Annotated in this window: 18 protein-coding genes; 7 read left to right on the top strand and 11 right to left on the bottom strand. The window is 33.8% G+C overall.

Translation table 11 applies throughout. The annotated features are described in order from the left end of the window. Nucleotides 1-3 precede the first annotated feature (3 nt). From ATO12_RS18540 to ATO12_RS18565, 5 genes are all read right to left on the bottom strand, one after another. The gene (locus ATO12_RS18540; RefSeq protein ID WP_034244847.1) at nucleotides 4-1,164 is read right to left on the bottom strand and encodes a GmrSD restriction endonuclease domain-containing protein; all 1,161 of its coding nucleotides are present in this window, start codon (nucleotides 1,162-1,164) and stop codon (nucleotides 4-6) included. Between the two features lie 386 nt (nucleotides 1,165-1,550). Continuing rightward, complete coding sequence (locus ATO12_RS18550) at nucleotides 1,551-2,138, bottom strand: hypothetical protein (RefSeq protein ID WP_034244849.1); 588 nt, start codon at nucleotides 2,136-2,138, stop codon at nucleotides 1,551-1,553. A 179-nt stretch (nucleotides 2,139-2,317) separates the two neighbouring features. Next, complete coding sequence (locus ATO12_RS18555) at nucleotides 2,318-2,911, bottom strand: hypothetical protein (RefSeq protein ID WP_034244851.1); 594 nt, start codon at nucleotides 2,909-2,911, stop codon at nucleotides 2,318-2,320. Between the two features lie 394 nt (nucleotides 2,912-3,305). Next, complete coding sequence (locus ATO12_RS18560) at nucleotides 3,306-4,097, bottom strand: CPBP family intramembrane glutamic endopeptidase (RefSeq protein ID WP_034244853.1); 792 nt, start codon at nucleotides 4,095-4,097, stop codon at nucleotides 3,306-3,308. Between the two features lie 141 nt (nucleotides 4,098-4,238). Further along, nucleotides 4,239-4,463, bottom strand: coding sequence for a helix-turn-helix domain-containing protein (locus tag ATO12_RS18565; RefSeq protein WP_034244854.1), 225 nt, complete (start codon nucleotides 4,461-4,463; stop codon nucleotides 4,239-4,241). A gap of 134 nt (nucleotides 4,464-4,597) precedes the next feature. On the opposite strand from ATO12_RS18565, the gene ATO12_RS18570 reads away from it, so the two are divergent. The 3 genes from ATO12_RS18570 (at nucleotide 4,598) to ATO12_RS18580 (ending at nucleotide 5,915) form a co-directional block, all read left to right on the top strand. Beyond that, a complete protein-coding gene (locus tag ATO12_RS18570; RefSeq protein WP_034244856.1) occupies nucleotides 4,598-4,807 on the top strand; it encodes a hypothetical protein in 210 nt (69 codons plus the stop codon). 82 nt (nucleotides 4,808-4,889) lie between these two features. Next, on the top strand, nucleotides 4,890-5,195 hold the full coding sequence (locus ATO12_RS18575; RefSeq protein ID WP_034244858.1) for a helix-turn-helix domain-containing protein: 306 nt from the start codon (nucleotides 4,890-4,892) through the stop codon (nucleotides 5,193-5,195). 378 nt (nucleotides 5,196-5,573) lie between these two features. Then, nucleotides 5,574-5,915 carry a hypothetical protein gene (locus tag ATO12_RS18580; RefSeq protein WP_034244860.1) on the top strand — a complete coding sequence of 114 codons (342 nt, stop codon included), beginning with the start codon at nucleotides 5,574-5,576 and terminating at the stop codon, nucleotides 5,913-5,915. 198 nt (nucleotides 5,916-6,113) lie between these two features. Here the strand turns inward: ATO12_RS18580 and ATO12_RS25075 are convergent, their stop codons facing one another. The 6 genes from ATO12_RS25075 to ATO12_RS18610 all read right to left on the bottom strand — a co-directional run bounded on the left by ATO12_RS25075 (nucleotide 6,114) and on the right by ATO12_RS18610 (nucleotide 12,650). Beyond that, the gene (locus ATO12_RS25075; protein WP_051575943.1) at nucleotides 6,114-7,424 is read right to left on the bottom strand and encodes a reprolysin-like metallopeptidase; all 1,311 of its coding nucleotides are present in this window, start codon (nucleotides 7,422-7,424) and stop codon (nucleotides 6,114-6,116) included. An 843-nt stretch (nucleotides 7,425-8,267) separates the two neighbouring features. Then, nucleotides 8,268-9,002, bottom strand: a complete 735-nt coding sequence (locus ATO12_RS18590; RefSeq protein WP_034244862.1) for a YqjF family protein — start codon at nucleotides 9,000-9,002, stop codon at nucleotides 8,268-8,270. Between the two features lie 147 nt (nucleotides 9,003-9,149). Beyond that, on the bottom strand, nucleotides 9,150-10,256 hold the full coding sequence (locus ATO12_RS18595; protein ID WP_051575944.1) for a glycoside hydrolase family 3 N-terminal domain-containing protein: 1,107 nt from the start codon (nucleotides 10,254-10,256) through the stop codon (nucleotides 9,150-9,152). 33 nt (nucleotides 10,257-10,289) lie between these two features. Further along, nucleotides 10,290-11,141: a sulfurtransferase gene (locus ATO12_RS18600; RefSeq protein WP_034244864.1), complete on the bottom strand. Its 852-nt coding sequence runs from the start codon at nucleotides 11,139-11,141 to the stop codon at nucleotides 10,290-10,292. A gap of 17 nt (nucleotides 11,142-11,158) precedes the next feature. After that, nucleotides 11,159-11,614, bottom strand: coding sequence for a nuclear transport factor 2 family protein (locus ATO12_RS18605; RefSeq protein ID WP_034244866.1), 456 nt, complete (start codon nucleotides 11,612-11,614; stop codon nucleotides 11,159-11,161). 40 nt (nucleotides 11,615-11,654) lie between these two features. Beyond that, nucleotides 11,655-12,650 (bottom strand): NAD(P)H-dependent glycerol-3-phosphate dehydrogenase, encoded by a 996-nt coding sequence (locus ATO12_RS18610; protein WP_034244868.1) that lies wholly within the window; start codon nucleotides 12,648-12,650, stop codon nucleotides 11,655-11,657. A gap of 123 nt (nucleotides 12,651-12,773) precedes the next feature. Between ATO12_RS18610 and ATO12_RS18615 the strand changes: the two genes are divergently transcribed. The 4 genes from ATO12_RS18615 to ATO12_RS25080 all read left to right on the top strand — a co-directional run bounded on the left by ATO12_RS18615 (nucleotide 12,774) and on the right by ATO12_RS25080 (nucleotide 20,012). Further along, on the top strand, nucleotides 12,774-13,697 hold the full coding sequence (locus ATO12_RS18615; protein WP_034244870.1) for a hypothetical protein: 924 nt from the start codon (nucleotides 12,774-12,776) through the stop codon (nucleotides 13,695-13,697). 404 nt (nucleotides 13,698-14,101) lie between these two features. Next, nucleotides 14,102-15,655 carry an L-piperidine-6-carboxylate dehydrogenase gene (gene amaB / locus ATO12_RS18620; protein WP_034244872.1) on the top strand — a complete coding sequence of 518 codons (1,554 nt, stop codon included), beginning with the start codon at nucleotides 14,102-14,104 and terminating at the stop codon, nucleotides 15,653-15,655. A gap of 194 nt (nucleotides 15,656-15,849) precedes the next feature. Continuing rightward, entirely contained in the window at nucleotides 15,850-16,218 is a 369-nt protein-coding gene (locus ATO12_RS18625) for a hypothetical protein (protein WP_034244877.1), read from the top strand. 86 nt (nucleotides 16,219-16,304) lie between these two features. Further along, nucleotides 16,305-20,012 carry a T9SS type A sorting domain-containing protein gene (locus ATO12_RS25080; RefSeq protein ID WP_051575945.1) on the top strand — a complete coding sequence of 1,236 codons (3,708 nt, stop codon included), beginning with the start codon at nucleotides 16,305-16,307 and terminating at the stop codon, nucleotides 20,010-20,012. Nucleotides 20,013-20,070 lie beyond the last annotated feature (58 nt).

Consider the following 20,070-nt stretch of genomic DNA (forward strand, 5'->3'; position numbering starts at 1 on the left):
TTATTATAAGATTTGCTTGGCTCTTTCAATTCTTTTTTGAACATTTTTAGTTCCAGCAGTATCTTTCTCAGTTGCTTCAGAAAATTCTGAATCTTCATAAAGAGCCAGTAAATTTTCTCTAATAGCTTTTTTAACATTTGTATTTTTTGATTTAAAAGCTTTTTCAGCTAGTGCTTTAAATACAGCCTCATAAGCTGAAACATTTATTCTATTAGTCTTAGAAGAAACGAATGCTCCTTCTCCAAAATTTATGGCCTCATCAATGAATGAAATAAAAAGATCTTCAAAATAGTCAATAGATTCTTTTGTAAAAGATTTAGCTTTAAAAGAAAAATTATTTAAAAACTTAGTCATGGAAGGCTTGTAATTCTTACTATCAAGTAGGAGAGCGAAACCTCTAAGTATTATTTCAATATCTTTTAAGTGTAAATCAGGATTAGGTCTATTTATTAATTTTCTCCAATTATCATTTAAGTTTACTCTAAATAACATTTCGTAAAATGGAGAATGATAAATACTCGATCTTATTTCTTGAGGCTTAAGAACAACTCCACCGGAGTTTAACCTATGGAATATTTCATAAACAGCTGAATTGTCTTCTGGAGGGAGATTTTGTTTTATTATAACATTTCTTATAGTTCTTAGATCAAATGCTGTTTTATGATCCCCAAGAGTTGAATAATTTAGGTTTTTTAATTTATTTGGAGCATCCGGAAGCTTTTCAGATAGTTTTAAATCGAAACTTGTGAAATATTCTTTGTTATGAAGAATGTCATCAGGTATTGAGCCTTTTTCTGCAAATATCCTTCTAAGCTCAGTTCTTTTTTCTTTTCTTGGAAATTTTTGTTTAACAAAATAATATATTGTCATTAATCTTTGTTGACCATCTATCAATAAAAACTCGTTTCTTCCTTCTTCAAATAAAAAGACTTGTGGAACTGGCAATCCAATTATTAATGATTCTATTAATTTAGAGGCTCTTTTAATATCCCAAACGAAATTTCTTTGAAACCCAGGTATTTTAAGAACACCTGATTCTATGAAATCATATATTGTTTTTATATTGAAATCGTTCGGAGCAGAAGTAAGATCATACTCCTTGAATGAAATATCAATTTCTTCATCTTCGGAATCATCTAAATACCATTTATTTTCTTTATTCATATTTTATTTTCCATGTAGGGTTATTTCTAAATTTTATTTTGTATGTAACTCTTATATAGGCTACAATATCCGTAATATACTTTTACATACATTGTGGTAATACACAATCACTATTTGTTTTTAACAAACAATCCCATACTTCAACTCATTAGAGTTGAAGTATGGGATTGTGTTTACTTGCTAAATGTAACTATTATTATTGAGGATAAAAAACCTCGCGAAGGTGTTCCTTATTTTTTTAACATACTATGTATAACCATACTATTTTTTAAAATAGTAGTGATGGGTATCTATTTGGATTATTTGGGCAGTACTGCCACTAGCAAGACGCTAGTGGGAGTGGAGGTAAACCTATTTCAGGATAATACATTTCTCTTTTCCATGGTTTAATTGAATTTTAGCCCAAGACCAAATAAACTGTCTAGTTGGATTTTTGTTGAAATCATATGTTTATTATTATTAATAGTACTTTCCTTAATATCCTTTAATTCATCCCAAGTTGTTGCTTTCCTTTTTCTATTCGCAAGCAGTATTGAATCTTCTTGTAGATTTAGTATTCTTGCTTCTAACTTACTTTTTAATATACGATCTTCTATATGAGCTCTTGTTTCAAAAAAATCAATTAAATCACTAATCCATTTATTATCTGATTCAGGATAAGATTTTTTTATAACTTTTAAACCTATAAGTAGATCTTTAGAATTACTTCCATTTTCTATGAGTTTTAATACCATTGATGCTCTCTCTTTGTTTATTGTTTCTTGTGAGCTCTTTCTGTTTAATATTGATTCAGGTCTTTGAATTATGAAAAAGAGAATGATTGTTCCGATAACTGCACTTATCCATTTAAAATTTCCTAATCTTCGATTTGTTTTAATAGTTTTAATTTCTTGTTTGATTTTTTCAAATTCCAATTCTTCTTTAGTTAATTTAGAACCACAATGTGGACTATCAGAATATGCATTGGTACTCATAATTATAATTTTTTGATTTTATGACCTACTCCAGAACAGGTTTCGAAGCAAATTAATTTAAACAAATACCCTAAACTTGGAACTGATCCAGATGTAGAGTGTTTGGTATGTTTACGTTTGATCTAGTATTAAACTTTACTCTGATTTCATATATAATGTTGTGCATTCGACTTTTGTTTTTATAAGTCACTTTTAGCTTTTTCTCTTATTATTTTACTGTTTATTTTGTCAAAATATGATAGTCTTACAAAACTTGTCAAAAACCCATCATTTTCAATAGAAAGCTGAATACTTCCATTTTCCGTTTCATAAGTTGTGTAATATTTACACCTGTTCATTCCAACTTCGTGCATTTTAGAATTGTCATCTTCTGGTTCTGAATGAACGTCAAATTTCTCAACATTCTCTGAAGGTTCTCCATATTTTTCAGTTAGCAATTCTTTTAAATTATAATAATTAGATGAAAGAGACGACCAAGTATCGCTTTCAGGAAATATCACCGTTATTTTACTTACTAAATTTTTCTGTTTTAGAGTTGCAACTCCTACAACGCAGCCTTTGTATGCGGCAAAGTCGCCTTTGAGCATTGCAACACCTTCTTTTGTTCCAATGTGGGTAAATCCACTTTTCTTCATTTTTAAAACATATTCATTTAGAGTTCCATCAATAGGCACACCTTTAAATGTCATGTGTGTCGTTGTGTCTGTATTATCTTGAGCAAAACTTGTTATTACTGCTGTAGCCAGAAAAAGCGTGGTTAAAATTATTTTCATTTTATTAAATTTTGAAATCTTATATCTTAAATTGTAGATTTTTTAATTCAGCTGAGGCACAACAATAGAATAAAGTATATATCCTTTATATTCCATGTATCTTATATCAAACTCATATCATAAGGTACAATATCAGTGATTCATTCATAAGATAATTGTGGTAATCCACAATCACTAATTGTTTTTAACAAACAATCCCATACTTCAACTCATTAGAGCTGAAGTATGGGATTGTGTTTACTTGCTAAATGTACCTATTATTATTGAGGATAAAAAACCTCGCTAAGGTGTTCCTTATTTTTTAACATACTATTTTAAAATAGATAGTGATGAGTATCTTTTTGGATTATCTAAATAGTAATGCTACTAGCGAGACGCTAGTGGGAGCAGGGGCTTAATGCTTTTCTATTGGTTCAATCAATGCATACTTTTTCATTAGAAATATTCCATACAATAAGCAAGGTAAAGCAAGTAATGTAATAATAATAGCATTTTCGATTGATGTCGGGTCGCTTATTTTTTCTTTAATTGGAAATCCTGCTGAGTCTAAGTCACCGACAAAATCAATTATTGCGTGCACAATTATTAATGGATAAATTCTTTTTGTAATCACCAATAAAACACCAAACATTACCCCAATAAAAGTAGCATAGCAAACTTGGGATAATTCTCCATAAATTCCTTTGTCGAAATTCAATAAATGGATAAGCCCAAAAAATAAAGCAGACACAAAAATGGATAAAATAAAATTCTTTTTTGTATTTCCTAAGTAGTTTATCAAATGTGATTGCAAAAATCCTCTAATACTCAATTCTTCAGCAAACCCAATTGATATTGAGTAGATTAAAAATAAAGCGATATTAGGAAATAGAATGTTGGTATCAATATCGTCCATTATCATTGCGTTGAGCAATACTAAATAAATAAGTGGGAATAATAATAAGTGCCACTTTTGTAGATTTGTGCCTTTAATTCCAGCAACTTTGAAGAGTCCATTGTTTTTAATAAAGAAATACGAAACTACGATCAGAATCAAGTTTGCACCAATTTTTAGGAAAGTATGAGTTTGATATGACTCAATTTCGTTTTCTATTAGTTGTTGTAAAAGATATTCTCTTGTTAATAAAATCAGTAAAAGCACAATTATAAATATTGTAAGTTGATTCCAGAATTGTTTTTTGTTCATTATTGATTGATTTTAAAGTTCTTCAATTAATAGACGTAAATTCTGATAAAATGGTTGCCTGATTTTTTTTTCGTATTAAGTACAACAACGAAATAAAGGATATCTATCCTTTATTCTATCTATAATCATACTACGGTACAATTATTTACTTTCTTTTTTTAATTGTAAATCCCCACAAAGATATTCTAGTAGTTCGCAGGCATCTACTTCTATAGCTAAAGCAATGAGATACAATTCGTCTGCTTTAATTTTTGTAGAGAAATTGTTAGAAAGCTCGCTTAATCGATTTTTGTTAATGCCAGTTTTCCTAGAGACACTAGCCTTGTTTATCGATCTGTTATCTAGATATTTTCCAAGTTTTGTCATGTTCAATTGTCATTATTTTCAGTATATAAATATAAAAAAAGAGTACATAAATAATAATTTTAAGTATAATATTTTGATTTAATACCGATTTTAGGTAATATTGTGTATATAATCTACATAAATATATACAAACAATGATAAATAACAACCAAAAAAAGTGCCAGACCTATATTAAAATCCCACTTACAGAAGAAAAAGATCTAGAAGTATATAAAGATGGGATCCTGGGGATATTAAGTAAAGTAGAAATACATAACGCAGACCAAAGAACGATTGGACATCTTAAAACCGTATACAAATTATTAGATTGTATACAGCTACAGCATATACGATCGGTTTCTTAACACCAGTATCCCAAAAAAATAAAATCTATTGTTATGATGGGATTAAAAAAAAGAGTAAATTTGTCAAAGATTGACAAAATGAATGAAAGAAACGTTTGGAGAATATATCAAAATGCTTAGAACAACTCATGGGTATACACTAACCCAATTGGCAGGTTTGCTGGATATAGATTTTGCAAATCTAAGTAGAATAGAAAATGGCATACGCGATTTTGATAAAAAGAAACTTTCTAAACTGGCAGAGGTTTTTAGTCTAAATATAGAAGCATTGCAAGACGAATATGCAAGTGATCAACTGGCAAAGCATATGTATGAGATAGGTTGTTCTAAAGAACTGCTTAAAGTTGCAGAAGAAAAAGCAGAATATCGCAGAACATTAAAAAAATAATAACCCATTGTGCTTTTTTGATTTTAAAATCTTAAATGCACAATAAATTAAATACGATACCTTTTTTACAGATGTAAGGTATTTTTTTTCGGGACTACATTGCACATCCTACCTGGCAATCCCATAAATCTGTTAATTATAAAGAGAAAGTAATGTATGATAGATCATACATTTTTACCGGGATTATGATTAGAGCTGTAGTAGATTTTCTAATGTATAATTTGGGTTTACCTCTTTACAAGTCGAGTACACTTATATCCGCTTCTTTTTGAGAAGGTAGCACTTGGCATGCATTTGATTTATCTAATGTGTGTTTTAGCAAAGGCCGGAGACTACGCTAATTTTATCTAAATCAAAGGAAACCATAACTATAAGCAGATGAAAATAGATCTAGACACTCAGATTTTTCCGCAATTTAAGCTATCTACACAGCAGGATTTGATCCTATATCTTATCAAAAACGAATTAGTAATGACCCGGTTTATCAATCAATTGGCCTCGGTAGGGTTTGATACTTCTTTTTTTAGTGTAGAACTGGGCATGGCGATATTGTCACTAATGGGTTTTAAAACCCGAACCGATGCTTTGTGGGAGTGGTATCATGATACCGTAGATCTATATGCAGCAAAAGTTAACCTGGATGATCATACCACTACCAGGGCTGTTACTTTTGATTTTTATATCGCATTGCGCATTAAACTACATGTAGAACAAGGGTAATTGCATTAGAAATGGGATACATAATGCGATCTGTTTTTATAGTACTATTTATGCTGTTGAGAATCTTTCTGTAACACCATAACCATTGATTAGGTTAATCCCCCAGAGACAAGGTCTTGCCCCCAGGGAATTTTTATTGCAGAAATTTATATCACGATAGTTGTGGTTTCTGTATCTGAGTTAAAGAATATTGAGAAATTAGAATTCCTCACCACCACCACCGCCATTAGAGCAGTCTACAAATTCGACTTCGGTGCCAGACCATGCTGTGGTACCACAAGAGTTGGTTCTTCTTACCTCAAAAAGATACCAACCAGGAGTTGGAGTATACTGTAAGGTTCCAGAATCCCCTGAGTAATTGGTCGATGGGCTGTATACAATAGATAGATTAGGATATCTACGTAGCCTTATTTGATGTGTTGTACCCGATAATCTAGGAGCAATACTATAGGTATTCCCTGTATGACTAGAACAAAAATAACCGCTCTCACCTATACCATTTTCGAATTCGATCATACTTAAATCTACGACCGCTTCTCCTATCCAAATATTTCTACGTACCGTATGCGACGGTAAAGTGGCTTCGATAAATTCTGAGCCATTATATGCACTATTTGCAGGCCTTACCGTAATACTGGTATTTGTAGAGGATATGATTTGAAGATTAGAAGAGGTTGTCCAGTTTATTGGGATGGTCGAAATACTCGCAGTATAAGTCACCGTAGAAGTGTTGCATATTAGCGATGATCCGGCTATGGTGAGCGGAGGGAATAAGTGTCTTATTGCCAAAAAATCCCCGGCACTAAAATTGTCGATCGAGCAGGCCTGACCACCGTTCATTACAGATTGTGCATCTGTATTTGGTGTGCCTGGGATTAGACTTGCAGAAGTTTGATTGGTATGCATCATGCCTAGATTATGACCTATTTCATGTTGTACATTAGAAATTCTCATATTCTGTGTAATGGCCCCGCTACACGCATTAAAATCTGGATTTACCCATATTCTTACTCCAGGTAAACCGTTGGCGGTAGGAAATGTTCCTCTTCCAAAAACATTAGAAGCCAAATTAACACTGGGATCTTGTGAGTCATACATAATCTGGATGTGGGCATTGGCAACGGTTGTTGTTATATTGAGTAATAAACCAGAGCTAGCAGCATTCCAACGGCCAATTGCGTTTATAGAAGCGTTTCTCCAATCTGCATTCATACCGGGATTTATAAACACATTAATACTATTAATCGTTACGGCATTGGGATGCTCTCTTTGTTTGGCACTGGACTTTTTGGGAGCATGGTATTTTTTGTTTTTATAAAAAACCATATCTCCATCTACCAGGTAATAGGTTCCTTTGTCTTCGATTAGATCATCAGAAATCCCCCAACTCTTTAAGGTTTTGAGTACAGCATCGTTTTGTGATAAACTTTCGTTTTCTACCAGAGGATCTTCTTCAGAACATCCCAGGAGGATAGCGAACAACAGACTTAAAATACATAGTTTTTTCATAGTATTGAGTTTTAGTTTTTGCCCTACTTTGTTATGGAGTGTTCGGGTCACATTTTTCTCCTAAATGATTAATAACCCTAAGCAGTAGTGAAGTATTTTTGTTATTGCGAAGCCTATTTTGTTCCTTAGGTTAGCTTAAAGAAATTCAATTCCTCTTTTGTAATATGCGCTGTGCGCCCTTACTTATATTAGCATCATTATGTTTTTCCTCTTGTTTTTAATAAGGAATCTGAGGTTTTGGATTATACAGCTAATGAGACTTAAGAATCGTAAAATAGCTTTGATACCGATTAGAATTCGTTATCGCGAAATTGAGAATTGTATACTTACGGCGTGAGTAACCATAAGGCTTTTTGTGTGAGTGTTTGCATAATCTTTCCGTTGGTTAATATTGATCATTGTTACGCTTACAAGATTGTTCTTTTTTACCTTGCTTGCTTAGATACTCTAAATTTAGGAATTTTTTTGTGTAAAACCCGATAGTGTTGATTTAAGGTAGCAAATCCTCGCCATCAGATTGCAAATCTGAGCTATCAGAGCCATCAAATAAATTTATATAAGAAATGGTACGCATAATGCGTACAAAGATTTTAATTTAGAAAACTATATAATTAAGAAAAATAATCTACTTTTTATACTACTACTTATGCTGTTGCAGTACTCTTTGGGTTGATCTTTTCTATCATAAAAAACTTGATTGCTAACAATATACCATATGTTTCTTGTTTTTTATTGAAATATATCTAGGCCAAATTATGTTGTTTTCTATTGTAATAGCATACTATGTTTTTATCTGTTTTTCTTAATGTATTACTCATGATAATGATACGTAAAAACTAATATTTATAACGGTAAGATTCTTTCTTTTTTGTTCTTCCCCCAGGCAATTACATGTACCCCTTTTGAATATTGAATTTTGTCGGGCTTACCCTGGATGAGTGAATCAAATCTCGTGTAGTTTACGTTGAGATGAGTAAGCTCGATGTTTTGTATTGGCCATTCGATATGATGAATCTCAAATTCATTAATTGATCTCTCTGTATCCTGAAACAAAGCATACCGTTCTGTAAGCCATGTGTCTAGAGTACTTTTATCTGTAATTTCTTCTTTAACAGAAAACCGTATGTCTAGTTCGTCATTAAACTTTGCGTTTGTTGACTGATATTGGTGTTTGCTTCGTTTTATTTTTGAATACCGATATGGCAATTGAGAAATTGCCTTTGCTATTTTGCAGGATAAGCTTGTTCCTCCTTCTATACTTAGAAAATAGACTCCTGTTTTTGTATTAGACTTAACATATGTTCTGATATTAATTTCATCAAAATTGGAGATCGGAGGAAATGCCGGCAGATTTTTAGGTCTAATTTTTTCCATAGTAAAAGCTACCAGAGAAACCCAGGGTTTGCCTTCAAAAAGATCGATTTCTAACTCTCTTGGAACAAATTTTTGTAGTTCTGATACCTCGACCTGCCAATGAAGAAATATTGCGTTGTTCCATTCCTGGTAGAATTTCCAGTTTTTATCCGGGATTTTCCAGGGTCGATGATCGGTGGTATTTAATAGTTCCTTAATTGACATAGCTAATAAAACAAAAGGTTTATTTCTATAATTGGGTTACTACAATTTCATAATTATAGTTAAGAATTTTTGCTTTTCAGGATCCCATTAGGATATATGATAGAGAATATTTCTATTCACTATAAACTATCAGTCATTAACTATCAACTATCTAATGACCCCGGCACATACTTTTAATCGTAAGATTTTCTTTACCGATTGCATTACCTGTTTTTTGTAGGCTGTATCAGTTTTCATTTCTGCCAGGATAGCATTTATCGTTTTTATTTCGTTTTGCGGCATCAGGATTAGATCACAACCTGCCTTAGAAGCGAGTAGGGGAGCGTTGTCTAATATGGTAACTGCTTTCATTATATTAAGTGCATCAGATATGATAACACCTCTAAAGCCCATTTTTTCTTTTAATAAGCCGGTAATAATTTTTGGGGAACAGCTAGAGGGTAATCCACCAGTATCATACTCCTTATTATTTTTGATGGTGATATGGGCAACCATGATAGAGAGTACACCATCTTCGATAATTTTTTTATAATTATCTACTTCTTGTAAAGGTCCATCTATATATACACTTTGTTTATGGGTATCGCCTTTTACCAGACCATGGCCGGGAAAATGTTTGGCAGTAGCTATGATCCCACTTTCCTGAGAACATTTTATAAATTGATTGGCAAGACGAACAACATCTTCTTTATTATCCCCATAACTTCTGGATTTTATAGCCTCGTTATTAGGGCTTACATCTAATACAGGAGCATAGTTATGATGCACACCAATATCTCTAAGTTCCTGGTTGATAATATTGACTACAGAATCAGATTGTGCTTCGGTTTTGATATCAATAGTTTTACCTACTTTACGGGCTCCTTTAATTCTGCTAGAGAATAAACTAGGCTCGGCATCCATACTAAACAAAAGCGGGACAGTCTTATTTTTTGTGGTAATAGCATTAAGTGCGTTGATATCTTCGGTATGTTTTTGTTTATGTCCTTTTAGATAAACTACGCCTCCAATTGCATTTTGCATGGCTAATTTACGAACTGTAGTAGCGGGCTTACCTATTTCTCCGCCAGAGGTAATGATCATTTGAGCTACTTTTTGTCGATCGTTTAATGTATTAAAAATAGAATCTACCGTATATTCTAGTTCAGAAGAGTAGGTGTAGAAATCTTGTAAGCTAAATTTTGGTGCTTTTTGCGCATAGCTGGTGGCCGATACTAAGGCAATGCAAAAAATCAATCGAAAAAAACGGTTCATATAATATAATTAAGTAGATATTTTGATTTGTGTTTAACACTGGATAGGAACATCGTCTAATTGTCCCCATTCGCTCCATGATCCATCATATACAGATACATCATGATACCCTGCTAACTCTGCAGCAAGCATAATAATACATGCCGTAATGCCTGATCCACAGGTAAAGATCAGTTTTTTATCTTCAATATTAAAATGTTGAAGAATTTCTTGTAATTCGGCAGTAGGTCTCATTTTACCATCATCGAGTACTTTTGTATAATGCAAATTCATCGAATTTGGAATATGCCCTCCTTTAAGACTCTTTCTGGGTTCGGGTTCTGAGGCAGTAAATCTACCCGGGGAACGCGCATCGAGTATTAGAGTATTTTCGGCATTCATTTCTATAAGTACTGTTTTAGCATTGGTAACCAACTTAGGGATATAACTGGCTTTAAAATCGCCACGGTTGTATTCTTGTGGTTTGGCATCATCAATTTCGCAAGGCTGTTCGGCTTTTTGCCAGGCCGGGAAACCACCATCTAATACGGCAACGTTTTGATGTCCCATAGCAATAAACATCCATCGTACTCTTGGACTAGAGTAGATCCCTAAGGTATCATATACGACTATAGTATGATGAGAACTAATACCTAATGATTTACATGCTTCTGAAAAAGCTTCTGCAGTAGGAAGCATATTAGGAATATCTGTGGTTATATCAGAAAAAACATTTTTGATATCAAAAAACCGGGCTCCTTTGATCTTTAGGTTCGAATTTGTTGACTCATCTGGTGCGGTTACTTTTTTGATTGTAGCATCCAAAATAACCAAATCAGGATGATCTAAATGCTTAGAAAGCCAGTTTACCGATACAATGGGTTGTGTGATTTGTAGTGTGTTCATAGGGTAGAGTATCAAAATCAGGAAGCCATAAATTTATCGAGCATTTTATTGGTTTGCCCGATTAGTTTTTTCTTAAAAAAACCAGTCCCGCCAAGCAAAGCACCTTTCCATCCGATAGCCTGAGAAGCCCATCGGTGTAGATTAAAATGATCGGTATGTTTTATGATTTTACCATCCTTAAATTCGAATTGAGCATCGATCTTATTATGAACTGATCGTCCTGTTTTACTAAAAGAATACCAGGCTTCCCAATGCGCTGATCCATTTTGATCGTTGGCTTCAACCTGTGAAAATTCTACTCTAAAATTTCTTGCATTTTTGCATAGCATACGCCACATGCCTTTTGCGCGATCGCCTTTTAGTTGTCCAAAACCAGGATCTTCAAAAACTACATCATCGTGATAACATGATACCATAGTTTCGGCATCGAGATTGCTTAATCCGGTATAAAACGTTTCGATAAGCTTCTTCATAAGATAAATAAAATAATCAGAGGCATGAAGATAAGAATAATTAGTCTAGCTTATCGGTTAGTTTCTTAAATACTTTTTTGGGATTTTTATTTTCATATAATATGGCATGTACTGCATCAATGATAGGTGTTCGTGCAGCTTTGGTAGCATCGAGTTCATATGCAGTCTTTGCAGCATAATATCCTTCGGCAATCATACTCATTTCCATCTGGGCACTTTTTACGGTGTATCCTTTACCAATCATATTACCAAACATTCGATTACGAGAAAAAATAGAATACCCGGTAACCAATAAATCTCCTAAATAGGCAGAATCGTTAATGTTACGTTTCATTTTATGTACTTTTTTAATAAAACGTTTCATTTCACGAATGGCATTACTCATAAGAACACTCTGAAAATTATCTCCGTATCCAAGACCATGTGCAATCCCTGCTGCTACAGAATAGATATTCTTAAGTACCGCAGCATATTCGGTACCAATAATGTCATCGCTGGTTTTACATTTAATATAATCGCTACTTAAATGTTTTGCCATTATTTTGGCTTTTTCTTCATCATTAGAAGCAATAGTAAGATAGGATAATCGTTCTAGCGCAACCTCTTCTGCATGACATGGCCCGGTAATTACCCCAATATTATTAAAAGGAATATCATACTCGTCATGAAAATGCTCTCCTACAATAAGTCCTGTTTCTGGAACAATACCTTTTATTGCCGAAAAGATGATCTTGTCTTTTAAAGATACGGTAAGTTTACTAAGCTCGCTATGTAAAAAGGCTGATGGGATCACAAAAATTAAGTAATCTGCGTAGGCTACAGCTTCATTTATATCATTAGTAAGTTTAAGCTGTTCAACCTTAAATTCGACCGAGCTTAAATAATTAGGATTATGTTGTTGTCTTTTAAGATGCTCTAATGCATAAGTACTTCGCATATACCATCCTACTTCATTTAAGTTTTCGGTAAGCATTTTTACAATGGCAGTTGCCCAACTACCACCTCCCAGTACTGCAAATTTTGGATTTTTTTCCATAAAAAATATTGTGGGCTCAAAAATAGGAAAAATACAATTCAAAATAAAAACCTGATAATCAGTTTATTATAATTTTGGCACGCGTTTTGGTTCTCAATTAATGAAATTGAAAACACACAGCTTATGAAAACGCTAAAATTACTTTCGGTTATTTTTTTAGGTTCAATACTATTAACTTCTTGTGTAGCAGAAGTTGTTATCGAAGAAGATGTTTATGTAGAAGAACCAACAATTACTTTACATCAATTATTGAATACCTATGAAATCTGGTATGTAGATATCGAACGCACAAAAGGTAATGGTGAGATTCCGTTTTTACAAAAAGCGTTTACAGTTTCTTTCCGAAACGGAACATTTTATGCCAATAATAATCTGGTTGGTATGGGAAGCAATGGAAACGGTTATGGGTTAGATGTTGGTTTCTATGATACTTTTAGAATGGATCTGGATATTAGTCATGATATTGATGGTACCTATAAATTAGTAGTTACTCAATTATCAGATAATCAGATAGAAGTGTATGATAGTGTAACCAATACCAGCTATTTCCTGGTTGGATACCAACGTAATAATTTTGATTATGATCAGGTATTTTATGATAATATACATTATTTCCTGCAGGAGTATGAAACCTGGGAAAAAGTCTTTACCAGTGAGTTTGGAGTATTAAACGAGTTTGATAACGAAAACTATTTGAAATTCTCATATTTCGGATCTGGAGAAAATTTTAAAAGCTCTCAGGATGAAAATGGAATTCCTATTAATGATATCTTTTATGATTATACCGGTCATTATGCGGTTAATGATATCGTTAACATTTTTGATAGGAAAACTTTAACACTTGATTACGATTATCTGGGCAATGAATTCTTCGAGTTGTCCGTTATAAATGATAATAAAATAGAATTGTTTCATCCAAGCTCAGAAACAGTGTACCATTTTGTAGGTAGAGGACATATACAATTTAAGAGTTCTGAGAAAGGAAAACCAACTCAGAATGAAAAGAAAAGATTAAAAAAAGCTGATTTTATGAAGCTTTCAAAATAAAAGTAAGGTAGCACTTAAACAATATTAACTTTTTGGTTGGTTATTTAGTTGGGAATCGCTCTACAAGAGAAATCTTGTTCGAGCGATTTCTTTTTTGGTATAAAATTCCTGAATACGATAATAGTTTATAAAAGTTAGATATAACAGTATTTAAATCTATCTTTTTTATATAAAGAATTTTAAAGATTTCTGTACTTTTATAAAGCTTAAAATATAACCTAAAAAAGGTTTGTATGCTGAAAGTGGTGAGTCAATTTCGTTTGTTAAACTTCAGTTTATAGTAAAATTGATTTTTTTGAAATTGATTTTTCGAAAAATCATTCAAAATTGACGTTAGATTGTGCCAAAATTTAATTTATCTCCAAAACACAGTATCTTTACCTTTTCAAAAAAGTAACTTATACATGGCAACAGCAATATTAGATTTCGGAATTCAGGAAGCTCTACAGCAATTGGGTGTTTCTGAGGATAATAAAGGAACTTCGACAGGCTCAAACTGGTTCTCTTCAAAAGAAATGATTTCATCATACTCACCTGTAGATGGAGAATTGATAGGTAAAGTAGAAACCACAACAGCAGAAGATTATGAAAAAGTAATACAAACTGCAACCGAAGCATTTAAAACCTGGAGAATAATGCCGGCTCCACAACGAGGAGAAATTGTAAGACAGTTTGGAGAAGCTTTACGAGAATTAAAAGAACCTCTTGGGAAATTGGTTTCTTATGAAATGGGAAAATCGTACCAGGAAGGTTTAGGTGAAGTACAAGAAATGATTGATATCTGTGATTTTGCCGTTGGATTATCCAGACAATTACATGGGTTAACAATGCATTCTGAACGCCCTGGCCATAGAATGTATGAGCAGTATCATCCGCTTGGGATTGTGGGAATAATTTCTGCATTTAATTTCCCGGTGGCAGTATGGGCCTGGAATACTGCTTTGGCATGGATTTGTGGAGATGTATGTGTGTGGAAACCTAGTGAAAAAACTCCACTTTGTGGAATAGCATGTCAAAATATTATTGCTAAAGTTTTAAAAGATAATAACCTGCCAGAAGGAATTTCTTGTTTGATTAATGGAGATTATAAGGTAGGAGAGATGATGACAACAGATAAAAGAATTCCTTTAATTTCTGCTACAGGTTCTACCAGAATGGGTAAAATCGTGGGAGCAACTGTAGGACAACGTTTAGGAAAATCACTTTTAGAACTAGGAGGAAATAATGCAATTATTGTTACCCCCGATGCAGATATCAAAATGACAGTGATTGGAGCCGTATTTGGGGCCGTAGGAACAGCAGGTCAACGTTGTACCTCTACACGTCGATTGATTATACATGAATCGATTTATGATAAAGTAAAAAATGCAATAGTAGCAGCATATGGACAACTGAGAATTGGTAATCCTCTGGATGAAAATAATCATGTGGGACCATTAATAGATACAGATGCAGTAAAAGGATATCAAAATGCACTACAAAAAGTAGTAGAAGAAGGAGGGAATATTGTGGTAGAAGGAGCTGTGCTTTCTGGAGAAGGTTATGAAAGTGGATGTTATGTAAAACCTGCTATTGCAGAAGCAGATAATTCGTTTGAAATTGTACAGCACGAAACATTTGCGCCTGTATTATACCTATTAAAGTATAGTGGTGATATAGAAAATGCTATCGAAACTCAAAACGGAGTAGCACAAGGGTTATCTTCTGCAATTATGACAAATAATTTACGTGAGGCAGAACGTTTTCTTTCACATGCAGGATCAGATTGTGGGATTGCTAATGTAAATATAGGAACTTCTGGGGCTGAGATTGGTGGTGCTTTTGGTGGTGAAAAAGAAACTGGTGGAGGTCGCGAGTCGGGGTCAGATGCATGGAAAGTTTATATGCGACGTCAAACCAATACCATAAATTATACGACAGAATTGCCATTGGCTCAAGGAATTAAATTCGATTTATAATCAGGTAATTTTGTAATAAATAATAAAAAAAGCATCCCATGTCGGGATGCTTTTTTTATTAAATGTTGTACTAATCTGTAACTTTTGCGGTTTATATATATAATACATACTGTATAGAGAGTGTTAAAAAAACGCAACCATAGCTTTTTAAAAGCATCTTATATACAAGTAATAACTTATAAGTTTAAAATTACATGAAAAAAGTTGTTTTACTTTTATTAATACTCTGCATAGCTTGTAATGATGATGACAAGACCGAAGATCCGGTTTTGTGTACATTAGAGGCCAGGCCAGGCTTAGAAGTAACGATTAAAGATACTATGGACGCCACATTTTTGGTAGAAGGTATTACCGTAGTAGCGACAGATAATGAGTATAAAGAAACACTACAGAATATATCGGGGACTACTATTTTTGTTGGAGCCCATGAACGTACTGGCACTTATGTGATTACGGTGACCAAAACAGGTTACACAACAATTACGAGTGATCCAATTACAGTAAAAGAAGATATATGTCATGTAATTACCGAGAATTTAGAGGTTTTATTAGAGAAAAAGTAAAAAAATCATAAATTTCCATAAGATTTAAGAAAAAAATTCAAAAATTTAAGCTAGTTTTGAAAAAATCACTCACAAATCAGCTTAAAATGAAAACACTTTTATTTTATCTCAAACGTTCCGTTTGGGCGGTTTCTCTTGTGGGAACCATTACTTCGGTAAATGCACAACAGCTTAAAACACAAGCAGATCAAAGCAAAGGAAAACAAGTTTATCGCAATTCTAAAAAACTTTATGAAGCCAAAACAGGGACTTCTCGTTCAGCTAAAGCAGAGCGGAAGGTCGGAGAAAACATTCAAAGAAGGTTTGAATATGAAATGCAATTGCTTGTAGATCCTAAAACTGGAAAAGTTCCAGATGGAATACTTGAAGCAGAAGTTAAATTTTCTGATAAAATTCCGGTAAGCCAGGAATCAAAAAAATCCTTAGCAGTAAATGCAAAGTCTTCTAAAAGAGGTCGTTTTTCATATTGGAAAAACAGAGGTCCTTTTAATGTAGGTGGTAGAACCAGAGCTTTAGCGATTGATCGTACCAATGAAAACGTAATTCTAGCAGGAGGTGTTTCTGGTGGAGTATGGAGATCTGAAAACGGGGGTCAATCATGGAGAAAAACTACTAGACGTACTCAAAACCCTAGTGTTACAGCAATCATACAGGATCCAAGACCAGGTAAGCATAATACATGGTATTATACATCAGGAGAGACTTTTGGAAATTCTGCCAGTGATAGAGGAGCTACTTTTAGAGGTAGCGGTGTTTATAAATCTATCAATGGTGGACGTACCTGGAGAAAGTTAAGAAATACAGATGACGGTGATCCTACAACTAATTCCAATCTAGATCTTATTAATTCTATAGCAATTCACCCTACTACTGGAGATATTTACATTGCGACCTATACTGGTATACAGAGATCACAGGATGGAGGACGTAATTTTGAACAGGTATTAGAAGGAGGAACAAGTACGCTTGCAGAAGTTATTATCACGGCGACGGGCCAGATATATGCAACTATGGACGATAACAGTGTTGTAAACAATGGTTTCTTCACTTCTTCTGATGGAGATACATGGACTAAAATAAATCCAGATTTTATGCCTCCACAGTTTCTTAGAACAGTGATGGGCTCTGATCCGTCTAACGGAAATGTGGTTTACTTCTTTATGGCTAACCGAGTTAATGCTCCGCAAACATTTTTATTCAAATATGATGCAGCGGCTGAAGAGCAATGGACGGATTTGTCAGCTAACCTTCCAGTGAATTTTGGATCAAGAGGAGGAACTTACAATATCCAAGGAGGATATGATATGTTGGTAAAAGTAAGTCCAGCAGATCCTAATTTGGTTATCATTGGAGGAACTAATTTATACAGGTCAACAGATGGTTTTACTACTCCTGTTGGTTCAGATAGCTGGATAGCTGGATATAGCTCTGCTAACGGAAATAGTTATAGCTTATATACTGATCATCATCCTGATCAACATGCGTTGGTATTTTATCCTTCAAATCCAAACAAAGTATTATCAGGACATGATGGAGGAGTATCGGTAACCGAAGATATTACGACTAGTCTAGATGGAGGTGAACCTGTAGATTGGACTTCATTAAGTAATGGATATTTAACAACACAGCCATATCACGTATCTTTTGATCCAAAAGGGAATAGTGATGATTTACTAGCTGGATTTCAGGATAATAGTACTTGGTATACAAACTCTACAGATGGTACTGAACCTTGGGTAGATCTTTTTGGTGGAGATGGTTCATATAGTGCAATAGCAGATGGAGGAAGAACACGATATGTGTCTTCTCAATTGGGTAATATTTATAGATTTAATTATGACGAAGCCGGGGAACAAGTTTCGTTTACAAAAATTGCTCCTGGAGCATCAGGATTTGCATTTATTACTCCATTCGTGTTAGATCCTAACAATGATAATATTATGTATCTGCCTGCTGGTAGAAGAATCTGGAGAAATAATAATCTAGATGAAATTCCTTTATTTAGTAATGCGAATGCAACAGTTAACTGGATTAATCTTGAAAACAGTGAAATTCCTGGAAACCCGGATCCACAAGCAAGAGATTTCTCTATTTCTGCTTTGGATGTATCAAAATTCCCTGTCGCCAATAGATTATATTATGGTACTAGTAATGGTGTAGTTTTTAGAATGGATAATGCTAATGTTGATGGCCAAGAAGCAGTTGACGTGTCTACAGGAAAAGGACTACCAACTGGTTTTATTACAGATATTAATGTAGATCCATCAAATTCTGATAGAGTTATTGTTACATTTTCTAATTATCAGATCCCTAGTTTATTTCTTACAGAAGATGGGGGAGACACTTGGACAAATATTAGTGGTAATCTTGAAGAAAATGCTGATGGATCAGGAAATGGTCCTTCTGTAAGAAGTACTGCATTTTTAGGAAGTAGCCAAGGATTCTTTGGTGCTCGATTACAAAGAGTATTTGTAGGTACAAGTACAGGACTGTATTCTACAAATAGATTAAATGGAAGTAATACAGTATGGAGAAGAGAAAACTTTGTTGTTGGTAATAATGTTGTTGTTGAAGTAGGTACCCGTAAGGATGGATTTATTGCTGCCGCTGTTCATGGTAATGGCTTGTTTAGTGCAAGATTCCCAGTGTTTAATGAATTACCTGAATCTTCTCTGAGTGTAGCATATTTATTAGATGATATTACAGCTGATATTAATAATATTGAAAACTTAGAGGTTAATGTAAAAGATTTGTTCGTTAATTCTAACGGAGGCTCTATTAGTATAGAATTACAAAATACTAATCCAGATGTAGTTACCGCTACTCTAGAAGGTGATACCATAAGTATAGAGTTTGCTGAAGAATTGGAGATAGGTGATGAAGCTACCATAGTGCTTGTTGCCACTTCTGGTGAAGAACAAGTTGCGGAAGGATTTACTATAACTGTCTCTGAAATTCCTGTTTATGAACAGGTTGTAGGAGGTGGAGGGTCTGTTCCATCGCAATTCTTTATAGATTTTGGTGGTCTTGCACAATCTGCTGATGATTTTGTAGTTCCTGAAGGAAATACTTGGACTATCGAAAGAATTGTAGCTTTTGGAGGTGTAAATAATTCACCACAATTAGTAAATGCAACGGTTGTATTGTATGAAGACAATGCAGGAGTTCCTGGAGCAGAAGTATATAACAGCGGACAAATTGTTCCTATTTCTAACCCTACAGATACGAACTTAAATTTAGTGCTTCCAGAACAGGTAGTCCTAGAAGGAGGTAATTATTGGATGTCGGTATATGTAAATTTAGCGTTTAATCCTGGTGCTACACAATGGTTCTGGTCTTCTCAAAATGGAACAATTGGTAATGTGACACATTTTAGGGATGACTTAAATCTATTTGGAACCGGAGCTATAGACTGGACATCAGTAACAGAGGCTTTTGGTAGGGATCCTATTGACCAAGTATTTGAAATTTATGGATTAGTAGATGACGGGGTAGGAGAACCTGCAGCCTCAGTTGATCCTTTAGCTATAGTAGATTCAAAAGACAATACAGCATCGCCTAATCCATCAAATGGATTATTCTCATTTAATTTTAGAGATACAGCTTCAAAATCTGGTGTAAACACATCTAGATCTATAGAAATTTATGATGCTGTAGGTAATATGTTGTATTCAAACAGCAATATTGGTGATAATACGACTTGGGATGCTTCAAATGCAAGATCAGGGTTGTATTTTGCAAAAGTGACTACGTCAGATGGTCAAAGTAAAACGATAAAGCTTATTAGAAAATAATTTTTAAAAGTTATAAATTTAAAAGGAGTTGAAATTTCAACTCCTTTTTTTATCTTTA

The sequence above is a fragment of the Aquimarina atlantica genome (assembly GCF_000626715.1).
GTDB lineage: Bacteria > Bacteroidota > Bacteroidia > Flavobacteriales > Flavobacteriaceae > Aquimarina > Aquimarina atlantica.

What these genes read in the sequence shown, in the direction of transcription:
- ATO12_RS18540 (WP_034244847.1), bottom strand. Translation starts at nt 1,164, where the DNA reads ATGAATAAAGAAAATAAATGGTATTTAGATGATTCCGAAGATGAAGAA.
- ATO12_RS18550 (WP_034244849.1), bottom strand. Translation starts at nt 2,138, where the DNA reads ATGAGTACCAATGCATATTCTGATAGTCCACATTGTGGTTCTAAATTA.
- ATO12_RS18555 (WP_034244851.1), bottom strand. Translation starts at nt 2,911, where the DNA reads ATGAAAATAATTTTAACCACGCTTTTTCTGGCTACAGCAGTAATAACA.
- ATO12_RS18560 (WP_034244853.1), bottom strand. Translation starts at nt 4,097, where the DNA reads ATGAACAAAAAACAATTCTGGAATCAACTTACAATATTTATAATTGTG.
- ATO12_RS18565 (WP_034244854.1), bottom strand. Translation starts at nt 4,463, where the DNA reads ATGACAAAACTTGGAAAATATCTAGATAACAGATCGATAAACAAGGCT.
- ATO12_RS18570 (WP_034244856.1), top strand. Translation starts at nt 4,598, where the DNA reads ATGATAAATAACAACCAAAAAAAGTGCCAGACCTATATTAAAATCCCA.
- ATO12_RS18575 (WP_034244858.1), top strand. Translation starts at nt 4,890, where the DNA reads ATGAAAGAAACGTTTGGAGAATATATCAAAATGCTTAGAACAACTCAT.
- ATO12_RS18580 (WP_034244860.1), top strand. Translation starts at nt 5,574, where the DNA reads ATGAAAATAGATCTAGACACTCAGATTTTTCCGCAATTTAAGCTATCT.
- ATO12_RS25075 (WP_051575943.1), bottom strand. Translation starts at nt 7,424, where the DNA reads ATGAAAAAACTATGTATTTTAAGTCTGTTGTTCGCTATCCTCCTGGGA.
- ATO12_RS18590 (WP_034244862.1), bottom strand. Translation starts at nt 9,002, where the DNA reads ATGTCAATTAAGGAACTATTAAATACCACCGATCATCGACCCTGGAAA.
- ATO12_RS18595 (WP_051575944.1), bottom strand. Translation starts at nt 10,256, where the DNA reads ATGAACCGTTTTTTTCGATTGATTTTTTGCATTGCCTTAGTATCGGCC.
- ATO12_RS18600 (WP_034244864.1), bottom strand. Translation starts at nt 11,141, where the DNA reads ATGAACACACTACAAATCACACAACCCATTGTATCGGTAAACTGGCTT.
- ATO12_RS18605 (WP_034244866.1), bottom strand. Translation starts at nt 11,614, where the DNA reads ATGAAGAAGCTTATCGAAACGTTTTATACCGGATTAAGCAATCTCGAT.
- ATO12_RS18610 (WP_034244868.1), bottom strand. Translation starts at nt 12,650, where the DNA reads ATGGAAAAAAATCCAAAATTTGCAGTACTGGGAGGTGGTAGTTGGGCA.
- ATO12_RS18615 (WP_034244870.1), top strand. Translation starts at nt 12,774, where the DNA reads ATGAAAACGCTAAAATTACTTTCGGTTATTTTTTTAGGTTCAATACTA.
- amaB (WP_034244872.1), top strand. Translation starts at nt 14,102, where the DNA reads ATGGCAACAGCAATATTAGATTTCGGAATTCAGGAAGCTCTACAGCAA.
- ATO12_RS18625 (WP_034244877.1), top strand. Translation starts at nt 15,850, where the DNA reads ATGAAAAAAGTTGTTTTACTTTTATTAATACTCTGCATAGCTTGTAAT.
- ATO12_RS25080 (WP_051575945.1), top strand. Translation starts at nt 16,305, where the DNA reads ATGAAAACACTTTTATTTTATCTCAAACGTTCCGTTTGGGCGGTTTCT.